This window comes from Paenibacillus ginsengarvi (genome assembly GCF_003626695.1).
In the GTDB taxonomy this organism is placed as follows: Bacteria; Bacillota; Bacilli; order Paenibacillales; family NBRC-103111; genus Paenibacillus_AB; species Paenibacillus_AB ginsengarvi.
In genome coordinates, this window is sequence record NZ_RBAH01000013.1 from 72074 (window position 1) to 92118 (window position 20045).

The 20045-nt window shown below is 49.8% G+C and carries 15 protein-coding genes and 1 pseudogene; 12 read left to right on the plus strand and 4 right to left on the minus strand.

The window, feature by feature from the left end:
* Nucleotides 1–333 precede the first annotated feature (333 nt).
* The 5 genes from D7M11_RS18460 (at nucleotide 334) to D7M11_RS18480 (ending at nucleotide 7832) form a co-directional block, all read left to right on the plus strand.
* Nucleotides 334–4737 carry an immunoglobulin-like domain-containing protein gene (locus tag D7M11_RS18460; protein ID WP_193556228.1) on the plus strand — a complete coding sequence of 1468 codons (4404 nt, stop codon included), beginning with the start codon at nucleotides 334–336 and terminating at the stop codon, nucleotides 4735–4737.
* Nucleotides 4738–4890: 153 nt separating this feature from the next.
* Nucleotides 4891–5973: a hypothetical protein gene (locus tag D7M11_RS18465; RefSeq protein ID WP_120748719.1), complete on the plus strand. Its 1083-nt coding sequence runs from the start codon at nucleotides 4891–4893 to the stop codon at nucleotides 5971–5973.
* A 23-nt stretch (nucleotides 5974–5996) separates the two neighbouring features.
* Nucleotides 5997–6608 carry a PspA/IM30 family protein gene (locus D7M11_RS18470; protein ID WP_120748720.1) on the plus strand — a complete coding sequence of 204 codons (612 nt, stop codon included), beginning with the start codon at nucleotides 5997–5999 and terminating at the stop codon, nucleotides 6606–6608.
* Between the two features lie 199 nt (nucleotides 6609–6807).
* Nucleotides 6808–7104 (plus strand): hypothetical protein, encoded by a 297-nt coding sequence (locus D7M11_RS18475; RefSeq protein WP_120748721.1) that lies wholly within the window; start codon nucleotides 6808–6810, stop codon nucleotides 7102–7104.
* A 236-nt stretch (nucleotides 7105–7340) separates the two neighbouring features.
* Entirely contained in the window at nucleotides 7341–7832 is a 492-nt protein-coding gene (locus D7M11_RS18480) for a hypothetical protein (protein ID WP_120748722.1), read from the plus strand.
* A gap of 81 nt (nucleotides 7833–7913) precedes the next feature.
* Here the strand turns inward: D7M11_RS18480 and D7M11_RS18485 are convergent, their stop codons facing one another.
* On the minus strand, nucleotides 7914–9962 hold the full coding sequence (locus D7M11_RS18485) for a LuxR family transcriptional regulator (protein WP_147433456.1): 2049 nt from the start codon (nucleotides 9960–9962) through the stop codon (nucleotides 7914–7916).
* Nucleotides 9963–10100: 138 nt separating this feature from the next.
* Between D7M11_RS18485 and D7M11_RS18490 the strand changes: the two genes are divergently transcribed.
* Together D7M11_RS18490 and D7M11_RS38110 are read left to right on the plus strand one after the other, a co-directional pair.
* Entirely contained in the window at nucleotides 10101–10823 is a 723-nt protein-coding gene (locus D7M11_RS18490; protein WP_158606698.1) for a hemerythrin domain-containing protein, read from the plus strand.
* Nucleotides 10824–11104: 281 nt separating this feature from the next.
* Nucleotides 11105–11542: pseudogene (locus D7M11_RS38110) on the plus strand (AAA family ATPase); the annotation flags it as partial.
* On the opposite strand, the gene D7M11_RS37445 reads toward D7M11_RS38110, so the two are convergent.
* Nucleotides 11480–11848: a hypothetical protein gene (locus tag D7M11_RS37445; protein ID WP_240041190.1), complete on the minus strand. Its 369-nt coding sequence runs from the start codon at nucleotides 11846–11848 to the stop codon at nucleotides 11480–11482. The pseudogene D7M11_RS38110 and the gene D7M11_RS37445 sit on opposite strands and share 63 nt — an antisense overlap.
* Between D7M11_RS37445 and D7M11_RS18495 the strand changes: the two genes are divergently transcribed.
* Entirely contained in the window at nucleotides 11825–14026 is a 2202-nt protein-coding gene (locus tag D7M11_RS18495) for a helix-turn-helix domain-containing protein (protein WP_240041191.1), read from the plus strand. The two genes, D7M11_RS37445 and D7M11_RS18495, sit on opposite strands and share 24 nt — an antisense overlap.
* Before the next feature lie 76 nt (nucleotides 14027–14102).
* On the opposite strand, the gene D7M11_RS18500 is transcribed toward D7M11_RS18495, so the two are convergent.
* Nucleotides 14103–15728, minus strand: coding sequence for a PEP-utilizing enzyme (locus D7M11_RS18500; protein WP_120748726.1), 1626 nt, complete (start codon nucleotides 15726–15728; stop codon nucleotides 14103–14105).
* Nucleotides 15729–15741: 13 nt separating this feature from the next.
* Nucleotides 15742–16587, minus strand: coding sequence for a PEP/pyruvate-binding domain-containing protein (locus D7M11_RS18505; protein ID WP_120748727.1), 846 nt, complete (start codon nucleotides 16585–16587; stop codon nucleotides 15742–15744).
* A 280-nt stretch (nucleotides 16588–16867) separates the two neighbouring features.
* Here D7M11_RS18505 and D7M11_RS18510 point away from each other — a divergent pair, with 280 nt between their 5' ends.
* The 4 genes from D7M11_RS18510 to D7M11_RS18525 all read left to right on the plus strand — a co-directional run bounded on the left by D7M11_RS18510 (nucleotide 16868) and on the right by D7M11_RS18525 (nucleotide 20002).
* Nucleotides 16868–17563 (plus strand): hemerythrin domain-containing protein, encoded by a 696-nt coding sequence (locus D7M11_RS18510; protein ID WP_120748728.1) that lies wholly within the window; start codon nucleotides 16868–16870, stop codon nucleotides 17561–17563.
* Nucleotides 17560–18426: an SDR family oxidoreductase gene (locus D7M11_RS18515; protein WP_120748729.1), complete on the plus strand. Its 867-nt coding sequence runs from the start codon at nucleotides 17560–17562 to the stop codon at nucleotides 18424–18426. Before D7M11_RS18510 ends, D7M11_RS18515 begins: the two co-directional genes overlap by 4 nt.
* A gap of 3 nt (nucleotides 18427–18429) precedes the next feature.
* Complete coding sequence (locus D7M11_RS37135; protein ID WP_205127071.1) at nucleotides 18430–19149, plus strand: hypothetical protein; 720 nt, start codon at nucleotides 18430–18432, stop codon at nucleotides 19147–19149.
* 259 nt (nucleotides 19150–19408) lie between these two features.
* Complete coding sequence (locus tag D7M11_RS18525) at nucleotides 19409–20002, plus strand: TetR/AcrR family transcriptional regulator (protein WP_120748730.1); 594 nt, start codon at nucleotides 19409–19411, stop codon at nucleotides 20000–20002.
* The last annotated feature ends 43 nt before the right edge of the window (nucleotides 20003–20045 follow it).

Here is a 20045-nt window from a genome sequence, read left to right on the forward strand (position 1 = left end):
ATACGAAATAAGGGGTTACGGTTGAAAAAAAGGAGTGGTATTATTGGATTTGTACGAAAGCTAAAATGAGTCGTTAGTCCCCATGCAAGAAAAAAGAGGAGGGAGATTTGGGAGATTTGTAGCAGGATCTATCGTTTTCGGACGAAACGAATAAATCCAAAACCAACTGAATCTCCTACTATACCGCAGTCGCTCTCCCTTGAAGTGCATAAATGGACTTATTCCTGACGTTATAAGCGATAAAAGAAACCTTGCCAGACAAGGTTACCCGCTCAAATTGAGGTGCTTTCTATGAAAAAAAGGTTTCATTTAATCGGATTCATCGTTTGCCTAATGATGGTACTTTCCTTCTGTGTTCCCTTTCATCAAGCGTCGGCCACCCCGTTCACGGATGCGCTGCCGCCAACGATCACTGGGCAGCCGCAAGGGGCGACGGTAACCGCTGGAGATGTCGTGATACTTACGGTAACGGCAACGGGAAGCGGCACCCTTAGCTACCAGTGGTACCGGAACGACGTGGACAGCAATATGGGCGGTGTTGGCCTAAATGCTACGGGGCCGTCGTTTACGGTGCCGACCCCTGCTGGATTGGATTCTTACTACTATGTAGTGGTAACGAATACGGATCCAAGTGCAACAGTGAACAAAACGGCAATCGAACGAAGCAACACAGCGCATGTGGTCGTGAACGCGCTACCAAGTGCGCCCGCGCCGACGGCGGTGCTTCCGCCAATGACGGCGGTGAACCAGGGAACACCTGTGACACTGGAGGTAACGGCGACGGGAAGCGGCATCCTGAGCTATCAGTGGTACCGGAACGACGTGGACAGCAATATGGGCGGTGTCGAGCTGACTCCTCAGAAAAGCGCATCGTATACAGTGCCGACAAGCTTTGGCCGGGACGACTATTTTTATGTAGTGGTTACCAACACCGTGCCCAATGCTCAGCCGACCAGTGTTAGAAGCAATACAGCGCATGTCGTTGTTACTGCTCTCACGGCGGCGGAGACGCCAAGTATCCTTTCCCAGCCGCAAGAACCGGCAGCGCCCGTGCCGGAGAACACGCCTTTGGTGTTAAGCGTGGACGCCAGCGTAACCGACGGCGGAACGCTCAGCTACCAATGGATTAGAAACACGACGAACAGCCTGTCCGGCGGTGCTTTTGTTGTCGGAGCTACAGACAAAAACTTCACGGTCCGGACGCAAACGGCCGATGAAGGATATTACTTTGCATGGATCACCAACGATAATGAAGCTGCGCCGGGAGATAAAGTAGCGAGAATTTACAGCGACATTGTGCATGTCGTGGTGGAGGATATAACCTCGCCGACAGTGGAGATTTCATCGCTCGTGCCGAGTGCAACGAATCGTTCTTCGTTTGATATAACGATTATATTCAGCGAATCGGTAACCGGATTTACGGCATCGGGTATCACGGTAACGAACGGAACCTTAAGCAACTTCCAACAGTCCAATGATCGAATGTTTACCGCTACGGTTTCGGCAGTCGCGGAAGGCGACATCGTTCTACAGATTGGAGCGGATGCCGCGCTCGACAAGGCGAGTCATGGAAACCTGGCTTCCCCGGAGTTCCGCGTTGCCTATGACGCTACGAGCCCGACGGTCGCTGTTTCATCGACAGAAACGAGTTCGACGAAGCAATCTCCGTTTGACGTGACCGTATCTTTCAGTGAGGCAGTCACCGGATTTAGCGCAGGCAGCCTGAACGTAACGAATGGAAGCGTCAATTCCGTATATACCCTGGACAATAAAAGCTACACGGTCAACGTGACCCCGCTGGCCGACGGTGTAGTAACCGTTTCGGTCCGCCTCGGCGCAGTTGCAGACGCTGCGGGTAACAGAAGCTTGGCCTCAGCGCCGTTCACGGTTACATACGACGGAACTCCGCCGGCAGTGACGCTGACATCGGCGAAAACCAGTCCGACAAAAGAACGGACCATCCCCGTAACCATTCAATTTAACGAACCGGTACGGAACTTCGGGCTTAGCGGCATTAGCGTCATAAACGGAAGCGCAGGCAACCTGCAGACCGTAACCGGAAGTACGTATCAAGCCGACATCACTGCCGCTACAGATGGAGTCGTGACAGTAAGCGTATACGGGGGCACTGCATTCGATGCGGCGGGCAACGGCAATACCGCAGCGGTCCCATACTCAATCACCTATGATGGCACAGCGCCCGTTGTAACGCTGCTCGGGGTTTCTACCGTTCGGGTGAAGATTGGCGACCCTTATGTGGAGGCTGGGGCAACGGCCACGGACAACATCGATGGGACGATCACGGCGATTACGATCCTCGGAGACGTTGTTAACGCTGCGAAAAGCGGCATCTATGTCGTCACTTATACGGCTGCAGATACGGCGGGCAACGCGGGAAGCGTAAGTCGGACCGTGGAAGTATATGATGGAGATAATCCGGTCATTACGCTGATTGGAGATGCTGAGATGCAGCATGAAGCGGGCACCGCATTCACCGATCCCGGCGTTACGGTTACGGACAATTACGATTCCGATTTGGCCGGAGAGCTGACGGTGACCGGTTCCGTGTATACGAACCAGCTTGGCGATTATGTATTGAAATACAATGTGAGGGATCGTGGGGGCAACGCGGCTGTAGAGCGAGTGCGGATCGTTCATGTTGTCGATACGACGAAACCGGTAGTCGCCGTAATCGGCGACAATCCGCTCCTGATTCCGGTAGGCAGTCCCTTTGTCGACCCGGGGGCGCGGGCAACGGATTCTTTTGAAGGAGACATAAGCAATCGAATCACCGTAACGGGCTCTGTTTATACAGGCATTCTGGGTTCGCATACACTTACGTATCGAGCGGCAGACTCCTCGGGAAATCAGGGGACCGCTTCCCGTACGGTTGTCGTATACGACAATATGCATCCGGTCATAGCCTTGGCTGGTGAAGCGAACATGACGCATGAAGCGGGTACCATATTCATCGATCCCGGATTTACAGCATGGGATGCTCAAGACGGAGACTTGACGAACAAGGTAACCGTCACGGGAGCCGTGTATAAGGACCGGCTTGGAACGTATGCGCTCGTCTACAACGTTCAAGACGCGGGCGGGAATTTCGCCGCTCCGGTTACTCGAATCGTAAATGTGGTTGATACGACGAGTCCTGACCTTACCTTGCTGGGGGCTAACCCGTATCAAATCGCCCGAGGGAAAGCGTATGCGGAACCAGGAGCCACTGCGCGGGACCGTTTGGAAGGCGATCTTAGCGCGGCTATTGTCATCAAGGGAGCCGTAGATACGAATATACCGGGCCTGTATACGCTCACTTACGAAGTTTCGGATTCGTCGGGGAACAAGGCAAGCTTGAAGCGCACCGTACAAGTTTACTCGAATGAGGGCGGCGGAGGCCCCACCGATCCGGAAACAGATACAGATACGGATACGCCATCCGAGCCGGTAACCGAAGAGCAGCCGCCAAAACCTGCGGTTACTGGAGTCGATATCCTCGTTAACGGCAAAGTAGAGAAAGTAGGGAAAGAAACGACGGGAGTAGTTAACGGGCAGCAGGTAACAACCGTCGCGCTGGATGAGGTCAAACTGCAGCAAGCGCTTGAAGCGGCAGGAACAGGGGCGGTTATCACAATCAACGTATCGAACGATAGCGACATCGTCATCGGGGAAGTGAGCGGACGTTTAGCCAGCCTGATGGAGAAGCGGCAGGCCGTCTTGGTCGTTCAGAGCGGGAAGGCCGCCTATACACTGCCTGCTGAGCTGCTTCATATGGATGCGATTGCCGGGCAGTTCGGAACGAATGCCCGCTTGCAAGACATCCGGATTCACATTGAAATTGCCGAGCCGCGGCCTGAAACGGTTCGACTGGTAGAGGATGGGGCCCGTCGGGACGGACTTGTGCTCGTTCTTCCTCCGCTCACCTTCAAGGTAACTGCTGTCTACGGCGATCGTACAGTCGAGGTGACGAATTTTGACGCCTATGTGGAGCGGACGATTGCGATTCCGGCAGGCATCGATCCGAAGCGGATCACAACCGGTGTCGTGCTCGAGCCGGACGGGACCATGCGGCATGTGCCAACCAAGATTGTTGAGGTAGGAGGCAGCTCCTATGTGAAGATCAACAGTTTGACAAACAGCACGTACGCGGTCGTATGGCATCCGCTCGAGTTCAAGGATATGGCCGGACATTGGGCGAAAGATGCCGTGAACGACATGGGATCGCGGATGATCGTGGAAGGAACGGGAGACGGACAGTTCAGCCCGGACCGCGACATGACTCGCGCCGAGTTTGCAGCCATTGCGGTGAGAGCATTAGGGCTGCGCCTGGAAGAGGGCAAGAGCCTGTTTATGGATGTCCGGTCGTCGGACTGGTACGATCGTGCGATTCGGACAGCTTCCCAATACGGGCTCATTAACGGATTTGAAGACGGCTCCTTCCGTCCGGACGATAAGATTACTCGGGAACAGGCGATGACGATTGTGTCGAAAGCGATGGCCGTTACGAAATTACCGGGAAAACCGGGAGGCCAAAGCGCAAGCGAAGCGGTTCGCACTTTCTCCGATGCCGACACCATCTCGAACTGGGCTCTGGACGGTGTTGCGGATAGTGTAAGCGCAGGGATCGTTGCGGGAACCAGCAGTGAACGATTGGCGCCAAAAGCTTATGTTACGAGAGCGGAAGTGGCGATGATGCTGCAAAGGCTGCTGCAAAAGTCGGACCTGATTAACAAATAAGGCCGAAAAAGCAGGAAAAGACCGATCCTTGCCCTGGATTAGGGAGGGATCGGCTTTTTTTTGGTACCATACAGCAGTTATGCCTAGTACGAAACAAATCTGTGCATGCAACGTATCACTAGGTAAGGAAAAAGATGGATGGAGGCATAACCTTTGGGGATATTGGATTGGCTAAGAGGCAGCTTTACCGGACAAAAAGTTTGCCCAATCGAACATCTTGAAAGCTACAGACGTTTAGGCGAGCAGGTTTATGGGCTTCACGTGGAGCTGGCGGCATGCGAAAGCCCGCGGGCGCTCGCATTTTTGGAGGCGGCAAGAAGTTTGCAAAAAATGGCGGATTCCCTTCTGGGGGACGCCTTCTCCAGCTTCGGAGGCGCGTCCAAGGCGGTTCCGATCATTACGCACGATCAAGCGGATGTATGGTACGGGCTTATCCCCGATCTGTTAGTGGCAGCCCGACAAGAGGCCGCCTTCCCGGGTTCTGCGAAACTGGAGTTGCCGATAAAGCTTGACGGGCAATTGGAAGGGCCAAGCCCCTGTCCGATCGAACACCTCTCTGGATTGCGAAGAGCATCTGCCGACATGGAGCAGCTTGTGTCGGGTGGAATCATGATAGCTCGAAGAAAAGGGGAGTTGTATAAGGAAGTTATTCTTCTTTATGAGGAAGCCAGGACGCGTAAAGAAGCCGGGGATGCGATTATAGGCACTCTTTCTAAAAGACGCCGGGTTTCAGCCGAGACTCACGAGGACGCGGAAAAACAATACTGGATGGCTTTATCCAGTTATATGCTTGTCAATCAAGGTTTAAAGGCTCCCGAAACCGTAAGGGCTTCCTACGCGGCAAAGTACAAAACATGCAAGCTGGATTCTGACGATATTTGGAAAGTGACGTCGCTAATAGCGATTCGGGAAATTCAAAAAGCAGGAGAATGGGAGCAGGCTCGGGATGATCTGATCGAGCACTGGGAGACGTATCGGATTCGCGAGGAAGAACGCGAATATGAAGTAACCGTCGAGGAGCTCTTGGCCAAAGGGCAGATTAAAGAAGATGGATACTGGTATTGTTGCCCATTTGCATCGACCTATAAAGCAGTTACTCCCGTTCATGTATTAGGCCATCTTATTCCCGAAGGAAACGTTTTTGTATACGAATACGGCGATAACGGAGAGCCGGGACGGTTTATTACTCAAAAAGTATTTGGCGAAGCAGACTCTAGAAAATACTGCGAAGATTAAGAAATAGGCGGGGAGTCGCGAGTATGGGGATTTTTGAGCGCATCAAAAGCTTATTCAAATTACCGAACCCAAATGAAGACCCGGAACGGCTTCTTAATTCCTACATTGAAATGACTTCGGAGAGACTGAGAGAACTTACGGTTGCAATCAGTAAAGCCGAATCCGATCGTTTATCTGCCATAACGTCTATCCATAATTATGAACAAGAGATAGCTTATCTGCGCAAGGATGCTGAGCAAGCTTGTCTTCAGCAAAACGAGATCAAGGCCAGAAGCTTCCTGGAGCAGGAGCATGTTAAAAAGCAGCTGCTTGAAAAGAAAAAGGCCTCGCTTCTCAAAATGGACGAAATGATGGAGCCTTTCAGAAACTCTTATTCGACTATAAAAGAAAAATTGAATCAAGCAAAAGCGAATCGGGATCTCTTGATGCTAAGAGGAAGAACGGCCATCGACAAAAAGAAGCTGCAAGAAATTATTTCCGCATCAAGCGATGAAGCGATTGAGTATGTGCGAACTTGGCAAGATAAAATCCTGCTGCTTGAAGCAGAGGAGGAAGTTTCTAAAGTAAGCAGCTTATCCATTGACGAAGAGTTTGAACAATTATTGAAAACGAGCAAATCCAGGAATACTTCCTGAAATTGCTCGTTTTTCTTGCTTCTTTAAACAAAATACGTATTGGCAGTTATAGGTGAGAAAAAGGAGAGTACGTCATTCGGGCTCTTAACAAATACGTAATTTACTCGATAGGATATTCTTCGTGTTCATGTTAATTTATTAAACGTACACGAAGTGATGTTTTTTGATTAAACAAATACAATACATGGAGGTACTGTTCATGAAAAGAAAACCTGTAATTACTATGATGTTGGTCGCAAGTATGATAGCTTCCACAGGCACGTCGCTTACTGCTATCCATTCGGATGCGAAGTCCGGGAGATCGGCCGTGGCAGTCAAAGCGGAAGCGAAGCCTGAGAGATCGGCTGCCGTGGCAGTCAAAGCGGAAGCGAAGCCTGAGAGATCGGCTGCCGTGGCAGTCAAGGCGGAAGCGAAGCCTGAGAGATCGGCTGCTGTGGCGGTCAAACGGAGCGAAGATCCGTCCATGCCAGAACAGCCCGAGGTTCCTTTTGTTTAAGTTTGTACTCTAATACGTGCTGTGATGAAAAAGAAGGGTTTCTTCGCCAACCATTGGGAAGAGGCCCTTTTTCACCATTCTGAAGATTCTACGGCTTGAATTAAAATATACGTAGTTCCAATGGAACGAATACGTAATTTACTCGATAGTTCCCGTTCTGCATACATGATACTTTAATCAAGGCGATGCAACGTTGTTGTTTCATCCGATAAAAACTAATTGAAGGAGAGTCGAACATGTACTGCAGGTTTAAACGAAATGCAACTTGTCCAAATGCCCTTCTGATTGTGGTTATTTCCAGCTTTTTCATCCTTACTGGATGTATGGGTGACAAGTCTGAAACAGGCATTGACAGGCAAACGGCTGTTCAAACAGCGTCATCAATCAGCCATGCCGTTGAAGCGGTACTTTCGGCATCGGATAAAATGCCGGACGGTTTTCCAAAACAAATTCCGATCCCTCGGGATGCCGAAATGCTCGCTTCCATGAAGTACGAGGATAGTATGACCGTAGCCTTCGATGTGAAGAAGAGCTTTGATGAAACGTTAAAAATATACAAGGAGTACTTCAAATCAGCCGGTTATCAGATGGCGAACGAAACGTTGATAGGGGATTCCTTTGTTGGAACCGGTACGCTTGAAGGCAACAAACTCACGGTGATGATCAGCATGACAACGGAGGACAACCGGCTCTCTTCTGTGTCGCTTACGTATCAAACGAAAAAATAATCGCAACAAAAGAATGACTGTCGAGACTTTCTCGACAGTCTGAACCGGGAATAAGCAAATGCTATACTCCCGGTGTTTTTCTTAATTTTTATTCAAATTTTGCTTCATAAAAGTTCCGATCAGTTGACCGCGATTTTTGACGCCAACTTTATTCAATATGCAGGAAAGGTGTTTTTTCACCGTCATTTCACTTATAAAAAGCCGATTGCCGATTTCTGCGTTTGAGCAGCCCTCAACGACCAGATCCGCCACTTCTTGCTCTCGCTGTGTTAAATTCCACGAACTCCAAAGCGGCCCCTGCGGCTTTTCCGCTGAAGGTATTCCTTCATGCCGCCGCCATTCCATCCCTGCCTGATGCAGTAGGCGGGAAAGATATTGCTCCAGTCCGTTTTCACGAGTGTCAACGATCAGATAGGGGGCAGGGGTTTTACTATCGTAATGGCACTGCGTCACTCCCGGCACTATTTCAAAACCCCAATTGATAAATCCCTGAATAACCGCTTCAGTCGGCGGAGGAGAGAGGATGAAAATCCCCCCGGTGCACAAATACGAGCTTTCCAATCGAAACCCTTCCCCAATGTAAGAGGGATCACCGGGATCACAAAAGTCCAACGTGCGCATAAACCATCCCGCCGGCCTATCCGGTAATGTTTCCAGCCTTTTGCGCTCGGAAGAAGATAGATTGTAAAGAAAGGGACGGAGGACGGGATCCTCCTCTAAGCTTAGGAGGGTGCCTTCATGGAGAGGTACGATAATAGCGATCCCTACTATCTCCCCTTCATCTGAACGCAGGAGATGTACGCATCGGGAATCCAGTTCATGAAAAGCACGAATATCTACATCTTTAATCAAGTACGTTGATTCCTCTGCTGTTAAGGCGAACTGAACCTCCGTACCCGATTCCGGATCATTATGTTTAAAAGCTACCTTGTTTTTTGAACGCATTCGGGCTTCTACGTAAGCCTGAGCTTCGGAGACAGTGAAATCGGTAAGGGGCTCCCAGTAATACTTTTTGTTGTCAGCCAAATATTTTACCGTTCGCACAAGACCATCTTCCAAGAAATAAAGAAATTCCATGACCTCCCAAGAAACGTTTGCTTTTCGCGATTTTTCGAGGATGGCATTGGCGTAATAGAAGGCGCATTGCTCAATTAAATGCTGGTAGTAGCCGGGTGTTCGCTCTTTTAAAAGACGGCATGTCGCTTCTCGCATTAAATCATGAATCTTCCAGCCTTTTTCGGAGCGTTGAACAAAGGACAAGCGAGTCACGGCATCGAAAAGATCGGTATCAATTTCCTCATTCAGCAGGTAAGCGAGCATCTCCTGATTGAAATGCTGTAGTACCGAGGCGACCTCTACTAGTTTCCGCATTTCTTTGGAAGGTACCTCTTTCAGCCATAAAGCGGCAATATCATAAAACCAGTTCAATCCGAATATGCGAACCGATTTGCCATTCGTCCATTGCGTGGCAGCCATTAACGAAATAGCGAGCGGATGGCCTTTCGACTGATACCACATATGTTCCATTTGTTCCTCTAAGTTGATTCCGCAGCGTCGTAAATAATCGAATGAGTCCTTTCGATTCAAGTGCTCAATCGGGATTGGAAGGATTCTTTCTCTCCACGAAGGAGATAGGAGCCATGATCCTTTTAAGGGAAGCCGACCGGCAATCAGGACGAGAACATCTTCCGGGAGCCATTTCAATACATGTTCCCGAAGCCATGATTCCAATCCTGTCAATTCTTCGAAGGTGTCGAACGCCAGAACCACTTTCTGATATGCAGAAAGCTCTTGCAGGGCAGTAACGCTCGCCTCCAAAAGGGGTTCCAGATCAAACTCACCAGAGGTGCCTTTTACTTGTCGATACAGTGCTTTTAACAAATCATGTCCTGTACGGTTAAAGTCTCTGCTATCTAGCAATATGTATAAGGCATCCTTCTGACTGGCAAGGAGACGAAATACTTGCATAAGAGTGGTTTTGCCTACGCCTCCAGTACCGTAAAGGTTCCAGATGTTTTTGCCATGTATAATCCCGTTATCCAAGTACTCTGAAAACATGGAGATTTCATGATCGCGGCCAACGATGAATTGATATTCCCGCTCATCGAAAGTATTGATTTTCTTAAGCAACTTCTTCACTCCTTGACACGAAATCCCCTTTATACGACTTAAGTATACCACTGTTACAACCTCCGTGTAATACACACCGGACCACGCTCCATGCTATCTTATCCAAAGAACGGTAAATCACAAATGGAGTGTCGAACTATGAATATCGCCGGAAATAATAAAGGAGTTATCTACGCGCATAAACGCTACGATCTGTATGGTCCCGTTCATAAGGGCCTCCGACATGCCTTAGGCGGGATTTGTTTCCGAACGGGGTCGGCAGACATCGCGGATCATCAGAGGTTGGAGGCGATCTTAGCAGAATGGAAACGAATCGTGATCATTCTGGAGGCGCATTCCCGCGATGAGGATCTCCATCTGGACGAAGTGTACATGAAGTATGCGCCGGAAACGGCAAAGCAGCTTGAAGTGGAGCATGAAATGTTGGACGGAAAAATAAAAGAAATCAACAAAATTGTTGACAAAATCCAGTGCCCGACAACTTCGGTAGAAGAGTGTCATCGTTTGTGGTACATGCTTAGCAGAAGCCTGGATAGCTTTACCTCCGAATATTTAATTCATCTGCAGCGGGAAGAAGGACCTGGGATGGAAGCATTGTGGGGGAACCTGGACGATGAGCAAATCCATGAATTGTCTGTAAAAATACGTTCTTCCATTCCGCCCCAAGCTATGATGATTCTTCTCTACTATATGCTGCCTGCCGTTACACACGCGGATCGATTCGTGATTGTCAGCGACATGAAACGTTTCGCTCCGCGGGAATTCTACGAAGGGGTTCTTCGTTTGGCAGAAAGCAGGTTGGATCCTCAAAGCTTTTCGAAGTTAAAGTCGGCAGTAGATCGTAATTCAATGGAATCCTGAGTTAAACATTGATTTCCATTTTGATGATTATGAATCTTAGATTGTGATTTACAAGCATCCGCGCCTCCGATGCTTCGACTGTTGACTGTTTTTATGAAGAGGACGTAATCTCTTCAATGGAACGGTTCCGGGCTAAGGCGAGGAGGCTTTTTTTGTTTTCGTACAGTGGCGGCGGCACATAGGAAAAATGCTGACTGCTAGAGAATACAATAACATGGAAATAGAAGGAACCTATTCGCCATTAGGGAAGGATTCCAATCATGACTTTAAAACAAGCGCAGATGGTCGAGAGGGAGAAGCACATTAACCAGATTCCCGCCATCATAGCCAATCTTGCCGATGGCAAAGGAGCTATTGTTGCCATTATGGGGGAACCCGGTATCGGGAAAACGCGGCTTTCCCAAGAAATTATGCATATAGCTGAAGAGCAGCGATTCCAGATTCTGCATGGCCGTTCCTATTCAGTAGCGAAGGATACGGCTTACACACCGATTATCGAAATGGTTCAGCAGCATTTTCGGCGCACGGATCCTAAGAAGGTGGCTGCATGGACGAAGGATCTCCCGGACTTGGGAAAGCTGTTCCGCCGTTTGCAGCTCCCCGATTCGCCCAAGGTAGGGGACCCGGCCTTGGAGAAAACGCGTTTATTTGAATCGCTAGCCTGTCTTGTGGAACGGATGGCAGAAGATCAGCCGCTCCTTATCGTTCAGGAGGACCTGCATTTCGCCGATCCTGCTTCCCTTGATTTTCTCCATTATTTGAGTCGCGGGATGGGCAGTTTCCCGTTGATTCTGGCAGTTACGATCGATACGTTTGAACTGGCCGATAACGACCATGTAAAAGGGCTGATCCAGTCCTTGCGCAAAGAGGACTGGTTTCAACAATTCCATTTGACCCGTCTGAGCGAACAAGGCGTTATCCGTCTGCTTGCGGATAGGCTCGGCGAACCATTGCCGGACGGATTGATTCCGATCGTGATGAACCATACGGAAGGCGTGCCTTTGTTTATCGATGAATTGTTGCATTCTTTGCTCGAAACAGGAAAATTATCGAAGCAGGGAGGAGTCTGGATTTTTACCGGACACTCCATCGATACGATTCCTTATCGAATGAAGGAACTGATGAAGGATCGCATTCAAAGGTTCCATTCCGAAGACCAGAAAGTCCTTCTCTATGCAAGCATAGCGAAAAGAACAATTTCTCATCCAATCCTGCACCGTCTCTCCCAAATGGAGGAGGATGTTTTTTTGGCCGCCATTCAGAGACTGAAAGCTTCGGGATTGATGTATGAAGAAATCGAACAAATGGATGTCTACTACGGTATTTATCATGCGCTGGTGGGGGAAGTTGTGATCGAAGAGTTTCCGATCATGCTTCGCCGGCGAGCCTATCGGTCGTTCATCAAAGCGCTGGAAGAGAGCGGGTATGAAGATACGGAATATTTGGCTCATTTATATGATGGAGCTGGTCCGGATGTCGGCCCTGAGCGCACTCTGGATGTTTTCCTCAAGGAAGCGGACCGGGCATTTCATGTGTACGCTTACGCATCGGCCGCAAAATATTATAAATTGGCCTATCAGCTCCTTCAAAATCATAAGGCTGATGCTGAGGGCGGCAGTCGCGTTCCCCGGCTTCTGAAGCGTTTAGGAGAGGCCCATAACATGCTGGGTGAGCGGAACGAGGCCAAGAGGTATTGCCTGGAAGCGATAGGCGCATACGCTAAAAATGATTGCCAGATGGAAATTGCGCGGTTGCACGGTTTATTGTCGGTTATTTATTGGGAGTCCGGACATATCGAGCAGTCCGTACAGCATTTGGAGAACGGCTTGGCCATCGCCCGAAGACAACCGGATTCCCTTGAAGTGCGTTATGAGCTTCTACACAGGAGCCTGATTTTTTTAAGTCGGCTTAAACGGCCGAAGGAATATTGCGACGTATACGAAGAAATTCAAACTGTGCATCGTCTGATCGGGACCCCGCAAGCCGCTGTGCAAGCCAAAGTGGCGGAAATTGACTATTGGACCTCCTGCGTTTATAAGGATAATTACAATCCAGGGAAGGTTGAGCGTCTGATCGAAGATCTCGTCAAGTCCGAGGCGGAAGATGAGACGTTATTTCGCGGCTGCTTTCTCAGTGCTATCAATTTTACCTTTTGCGGTCAGCACGAATTAAGCAAAACGTATTCGCAGAAGGCGCTGGAGACCGCCAAGCGAATACGGATCGCGGAGTACGAAATCCGCAGTTACTGGATACAGGTTCAAGCTGATCTGTTAAGCGGTCACTGGAAGCAGGCGATGACCAAGGTTGATTTGAGCATGTCGAAGGCTCGAAGAGTCGACGTCGGAAGGCCGCTCATGTACGCTCATATTACGAAAGCGAGCGTTTATGCGTGGATGGGACACTATGTGACTGCCGAATGCTGCTTTGATGACATGAGAAGCTCAGTCCCTGACGTTCCGGTGAAAGATGGTCATATTATGGATATGATGGCTCCGATCGAGATGATGATTGCCTTGGGTACTGGAAAGGCGGAGGATTATTATGCTTCTAAGAATCGGATACGGCCGTATTTCGTCACATTTCCTTGGCTTAACCTGGCGCTATGGGGGGAAATCCAGCTAGCTGCAGGCGATCGGAGCGAAGCGATGAAAACGGCCGAAGAACTTCTTGTCGGAAAAAAAGCGGAAAACCTGTATGCTTGGGCGCTTGGAAGGCGGTTATGCAGCAAGCTGGAAGCCGCTTGCGGGAATAGGAAAGCTTCTCTGCTTTATATCACCGAGGCGGCCAATGATTTCAAACTGTTAAAAATGCCGCTTGATTACGGACGATCCCTGCTCCTCCATGTCGGTCTGCTTATCGATTCCGATCCGGACGAAGCGAAGCAACGCTTGCTGGAGTGCATGGAACTATTCGAGCATTTCGAATCGGAGCAGGATTTTATGGCCACTCAAGCATTGATGAAAAAACTCGGATTACGTTTGCCAAAGCCTGCTGCGGCGAGCGTAAGCCGAAAGGAAACGGAATTGAGCAAACGAGAGATGGAGGTAGCCCGCCTCGTTGCCGAAGGATTATCCAACAATGAAATCGCAGAAGCGCTGATTATAAGTCCGCGCACCGTCAGCACACATCTGGAAAAAATTTATCGGCGTCTCGGTATTAACTCCAGAGCCTCTCTGGTCAAATATTTGATGGAATCATCCTAATGGCAACCGCTAATCGCCCGAAGTTGTGGAGATTAGCGGTTTTTGCGTATAGGGGGAGGCGGCCCCGCTTAACCGGTTAGTCCATGTAAACAACCCCGTTGGTTCCGTCAACCGTGATCCGGTCTCCGTCTTGCAGGAAGGATGTAGCTACCTTCGTTCCAACAACGGCGGGAAGTTTATACTCTCTGGCAACAATGCTGGCATGGGACAAAACTCCGCCGGCATCGGTGATGAGGGCGCCGGCGATCGAGAATAAAACGGTCCAGGGCGGCGTCATCGTTTTACAGACGAGAATATCGCCTTTCGTTAGCTTCGAGAAGTCCTCTTGCCCGCCTATGATCTTAACGGTCCCGGTATAGGTGCCCCTGGAAGCGGCGCTTCCTTTGAAGGATTTCGCTTGCCCGCTTGTGGCGTCATGTACATGCGGTTTTCCAAAAATACGTTCAATAACCGGGTCATGCAATGTAGCGGGAGGAACGCCGAGGAAGGGTTCCGGTTTTCTACTCCTATTTTCTTTGCATTTTCTTTTATTAATCTCGACGACTTCATGGAGAGGCTTGGGCAACTGCAGAGCGTCCAATACATCGTCGAGATACAAATAAAAAATATCTTCTTCGCAGCCGATAACCTGGTGCTCTACCAAGGTTCGCCCAACATTTTTGAAGAAGTAACGCGATTTGGCGGCGATCATGGCATCGATATAAAAATGATGATCCTCATCCGCTCCCCAGCAGTCGAAAGCCCATTCATACATCATTTTAAACCGATTTGTCAGCTCGTTATCGGGAAGACGATCGAACAACTCCTTAACCTTGGCGTCGCGTTCCGAGACGACCCCTTTGAAAGCGGAGTCGAAGTCATAATCCTTTTGGATGTAATTTGCAATAAGGGATAGTGCATAGGACGGATTCTCGAACCAAGTTTCTTCCGAATATTCGTGGGTGGCGGCGGTGCGGTGACCATAAATATTCAAAAAATCCCGCAGTTCATTTAGAAATTCTCTGCCCTCCGCCGTATGCTGCAGAGTTTCGATCGGACTCGCAGATGTGGCCAGCGCGGAGCGCAGCCATGGAGAGGATTTCGCCTGATTGGCTAACAGCCACAACCCGCGGTCAGTCTCGAGGGACATATTCATGATTCCCTGTAAATAATCATAGACCTCCGCCGTATTTTCGCTTCCTGTCACTTGTCCGTAAAGCTCTTCCAAGGTGACGGCCAGATAGGTGCGAGGTATTGAAATTTCAAAATGGCTTTGCCACGTTTTCTCGTAAAATTGCTGTAGATCCTTTATAGAATGCAAGGCTTCGTTCGGAGATAAACGAACTGCTGAAAGTTCGGATAATTTGTTGTAAAACGGCAGTAGAAGGTCGTCGACAGTACGCTCCAAGTACGACTTGATTCGGGGGAACAGCTCCTCCATTTTTTTCTTATGCTTGGGCATTCTTTCTTCCAACGGCTCCGGATGGGGAGGCATCAACTGATAATAATAGCCGTGATCGGTCTTCACAACGAATTGAGCGATAGGCATTTTCATGTTGTCGAAGGCTCTTTTCGAACCGATGGTTACGGCCGGCAGCAGCAAGGAGGCAAACAGGGGCGCCAGCGGTTTTGAAAAATGGGTATCATCCAGCATCCAATATCCTTGCTGCTTATCGTAATCGCTGAGTATCAAGCTTTTCTTAAAATCGGACAGGTCGTTCATGAGGCCTTCTCCTTTACGTCGAAATTCTCCTTGCTTGCAAAATATAAAGCTGACCACTTCTGTAGGCAAATTCGATATCAACGGGATATCCCAAACACGTTTCGATAGCTATGGCCATGCCCAGCAATTCATGCAGCTGTTCGTCCCGTAAGCTGTAGTCCGTTTGTTCCGCGGGAGTCGTTTCGACCACTCTGGTCCCTGACCCGCCGAGAATCACTTTGCTTGTTTTGTCTCCAAGCTCTCTGGCGACAATTTCTTTCCTCCGCTTGGAGAGGATGTGAAAGTCCGGTGTGACAAGACCTGACGCAACCGCTTCGCCCAATCCGAAGCTGGAATTGATGACGACCTCGTCTTCGTTACCCGTGACCGGGTTTTTGCTGAAGAGCACTCCCGCTCCGTCTGCATCGATCAGCTCTTGTACAATAACGGATAATGCCGCTGTTTGTCTTCCCGCGGAATATCTTTGCGCCATATAGGTACGGACGTGATCTTGGTTGCAGGAGAGCCAGCAGCGCTGGATCGATTCGAGCAGGTTATCCTCAGTCACGTGAAGAATCGTTTCATATTGTCCGGCGAAGGAGGCCGACTTCGAATCTTCCGCGGAACAGGAGGAACGGACAACAACAGGAGGGGTTACAAAAGTCCGATACGCTTCCATAATTGCATGGCACAATGCTTCCGGAAACATCCGCAGGGCAGGGTCCGGATCGTGTTGAACAGCGCGTTGAAACGCTTGTGCCGCGATAACGAAGCCCTTGGGAACAGGAAAATGAGACTGCAGCAGCAGGGCAAGGGTATACGCCTTTGAGCCAACGGCGTCCTCGGCACTCGCATCCGATAGGGAGATGATCCCGCTCACTAATGAAACACTCCTTCACGATAGTTGCTTCCTATGGTCATTTTACGTGAAATCCGCTCGCTCAGCTATCAGGTTATTTACGTATTCCGTGCGTCATTTGGAGAACGGCTCGGTTTGGCGGTTTTTACATATTTGGCGGAGACGGGATCGAGAAGAGTACGTAATTCGATTCGGTGAAAATACGTTGTTTACTCGATAGGACGCAAACGGAGAATTTGATAATTTTATTTGTGTAGACGAAACCGATTCTTACATTCTCAATTTAAAGGAGTGCTTTGACATGTTTCATCGTTTTGATCTGTACGCCCAAGTTCACAAAGGGATCCGATTGGCATTAAGCGGCTTATGCTTTCAAGCAGGATCGGCCGATTGTTCCGATGACGAAAAGGTGCTTGCATTCGCCGAGGAATTTCGTCGTATCGTTGTCATTCTGGAGTCCCACTCCAGAGACGAGGATGCCCATCTGAATGAATCCTACGAGAAGTTCGCTCCCGACACGTTGCACCAACTGGAAGAGGAGCACAGCGGATTGGAGCTGAAACTGGGCGAACTGGTCGCACTGGTTGACCAATTGGAGAATACAAAGCAAGACCCCGTAGGACGCCAGAACGCGTGGTATCAGGTCGGCAAAGCGCTGAATCGATTTACAGCCGATTACCTGATTCACCTTCAACGCGAAGAAGGCCCCGGAATGACGGCATTGTGGGAGCACCTGACGGATGGGGAGCTGAAGGTGCTGTCGCAAAAAATTCGTTCGTCCATTCCTCCCCAAACAATGGCCATATTTATGTACTACATCATTCCGGCGATCAGCCATGCGGAAAGGGTAGAAATGCTCGGCGAAATGAAGCTGTACGCCCCGAAGGAAGCCTACGCAGGCGTGCTCGGCTTGGCAGAGTCGCGACTGGACGCGGCGAACTGGGGTCGACTCCAAGCCGCATTGGAGGAAGTCAAGGCGGAAGGGATGAGCCTATGAAAGTCGGCGTAATCGGAGGTACAGGATTGGTAGGCAGCCGGCTGGTACGGGAATTATCGGAGCGCAATGTTTCCGTCCGCGTTCTGGCAAGGAATCCGGAGAAGCATCGGGGCAGTAATCCGGGTGTGGAGTGGGTTCGCGGCGATTTGGAAGCTCCAGGTAGTCTGGAAGGGGCATTTGATCAACTGGATGCCGTTTTTCTATTGAACGGTTTGGCTCAGAACGAAACGAACCAAGGGATCGCGGCCGTTACCGCCATCCAAAAGGCGGGTATCCGCAAAATCGTATATTTATCCGTACCGATGGCGGAGCATATGCTGCACATCCCTCATATCAAAAGCAAAATCGGGGTTGAGGATGCGATCAAGCATTCCGGAATAGCTTACACGATTTTGCGTCCGAACAACTTTTACCAAAACGATTGCTGGTTCCGAGACGCCATTTTACAGTATGGCGTGTACCCTCAACCGCTTGGTACGGTTGGTCTCCACCGCGTCGATATTGGGGATATCGCCCATGCCGCGGCTAACGCGCTTTTGCTCAAAGGATATGAAGGCGGCGAATACCCGCTTAACGGCCCGGAAGCTTTAACCGGTGAAACGATTGCCGAGACATACAGCCGACACACGGGCACAGATGTCCGATACGCCGGCAACGATCTGGATGCATGGTACCGGCAGGCGGTAACGGCGATGCCGGAATGGCTTGCCCGCGATTTTCAAGTCATGTATGCAAGCTTCCAACAATTCGGCTGTTTGGGAACGGAGCAAGATTACGCGCGCCAGAAGGAATTGCTGCTGCGAGAACCTCGTTCGTTCGATGATTTTGTAGCAGAAACGGTTACCAATTGGAAAAATGAATAACGAATGGGAGAGAAAAAAACGATGAAAAAGCAAGGCGCAATGCTGCTTATGCTCGTGTTTATTATGCTGGCGGGGGGAACCGCTGCAAGTGCGCACGCGGGGCATTCCAAACCGCATGAACTGACGGTTCTGGTCAACGGCGTTCCGGTTCAATCCGCGGCCAATCATCTCTGGGACGGGAAAGCTTATGTGTCCGCAGCGCAATTTGCAAGGCTGTTTCATCAAGAGGCGACTGTCAGCGAGGATCATCAATCGGTGGCGTTCAACGGGCAAAAGATAACCGATATTCGTTGGCAACAAGGCGAAGCGACCGTGTGGGTGCAGGAGCTTGCCAGAGCTGTTCATGCGCAAAACATCGGATGGGATCAGGAGCAAGGAGAAGTATACGTGCTTGCATTGCCGCAGGGCTCGGTTCAGATCACTCCGGTCGTTCCGGCCATGGGAGAGCACTGGTCCAACCCGCAGGCGGGCGACCTGCCGACGGGGCCGATATATGGCGTCTACAACGGGAAGCTGGTTTTTCTGGAATATATGATCGCGAAGGACGATTTTGTAAAAGGAACGGATCACATTAATTTGGCTGGAATGAAGGGCGTTCCGTCGCCGTCCGTAGTGCAGCTCGATATTGAATTTCAAGCAACCGGGCACGAAGGGTTCGAAGTGCCGCACTACGATATCCATGCTTACTTCATTTCGGAAGAGGAGCAGCAGAAGATTAAGTGAGCGGGCTTTCGTCAGTAGAATCGGAGGGAGGGGGAGAAACTCTCTCCCCGACTTTGAATGATCGAGGACGTTGTATCATTTATGACAAGGTGATTACTTGTGACAAACGGAACGGTATCCATTGGCGATACCGTTTTTTAATCGTTTTAAGAGATTAACCCCTACATGTTCGTAATTAAGAAGGCAATCCTTGACGAAATCGGGTGAAATAATATAATACTTTATAGTAATATAAATGAATGGAGGGAGATGGGTACAGATGGGGCAAAGAGGAAGGAAGAAAGGAGCGAGCGGTGAACAAAGTCGCGGTGTACTATTAAGCATCGCCACAGAAGAATTTGCCTTGCGAGGCTATCACGAGACGAAGGTAAGCAGCATCGTCGAGAAGGCGGGGGTTACCCAACCTACCTTCTATCTTTACTTCGAGAATAAAGATGCGCTGTTTCAGGAATTGGTTCAGTTATTTCGTACCCGATTGAGCGAATATACCGAGAAAAGCCGCCTCGAACCGGGTATTGCGAAAACTGCCATCCGGCAAAAAATTGCGGAGGGGCTTATGCCGTTCTTCCAATTTTTCATCGAAGAACCCCATCTGGCCAGCATCGGTTTTTTGATTGCGCCTCAGGCGGCCGAGATTAAAGACCAATTGGCCGATCAGATTCGTGCGAACCTGATTTCGGAGCAGCAGGCAGGCTATTTCCGTAAGGACCTGAATATGGGGGTCGTTGCGGATAGTATCGTGGGCATGATGGAACGTTTTATTGCGACACAAAAAAAACGCTCGTTTAAAGAGCCGGAGCTATTGGCGGATGAGGTCGTGCGTCTTTTTTTATACGGAATTGCAGAACCGTAGAAATGGTCATGGGAGGGGATAAAAATTCGTAGGCAGGTAAATA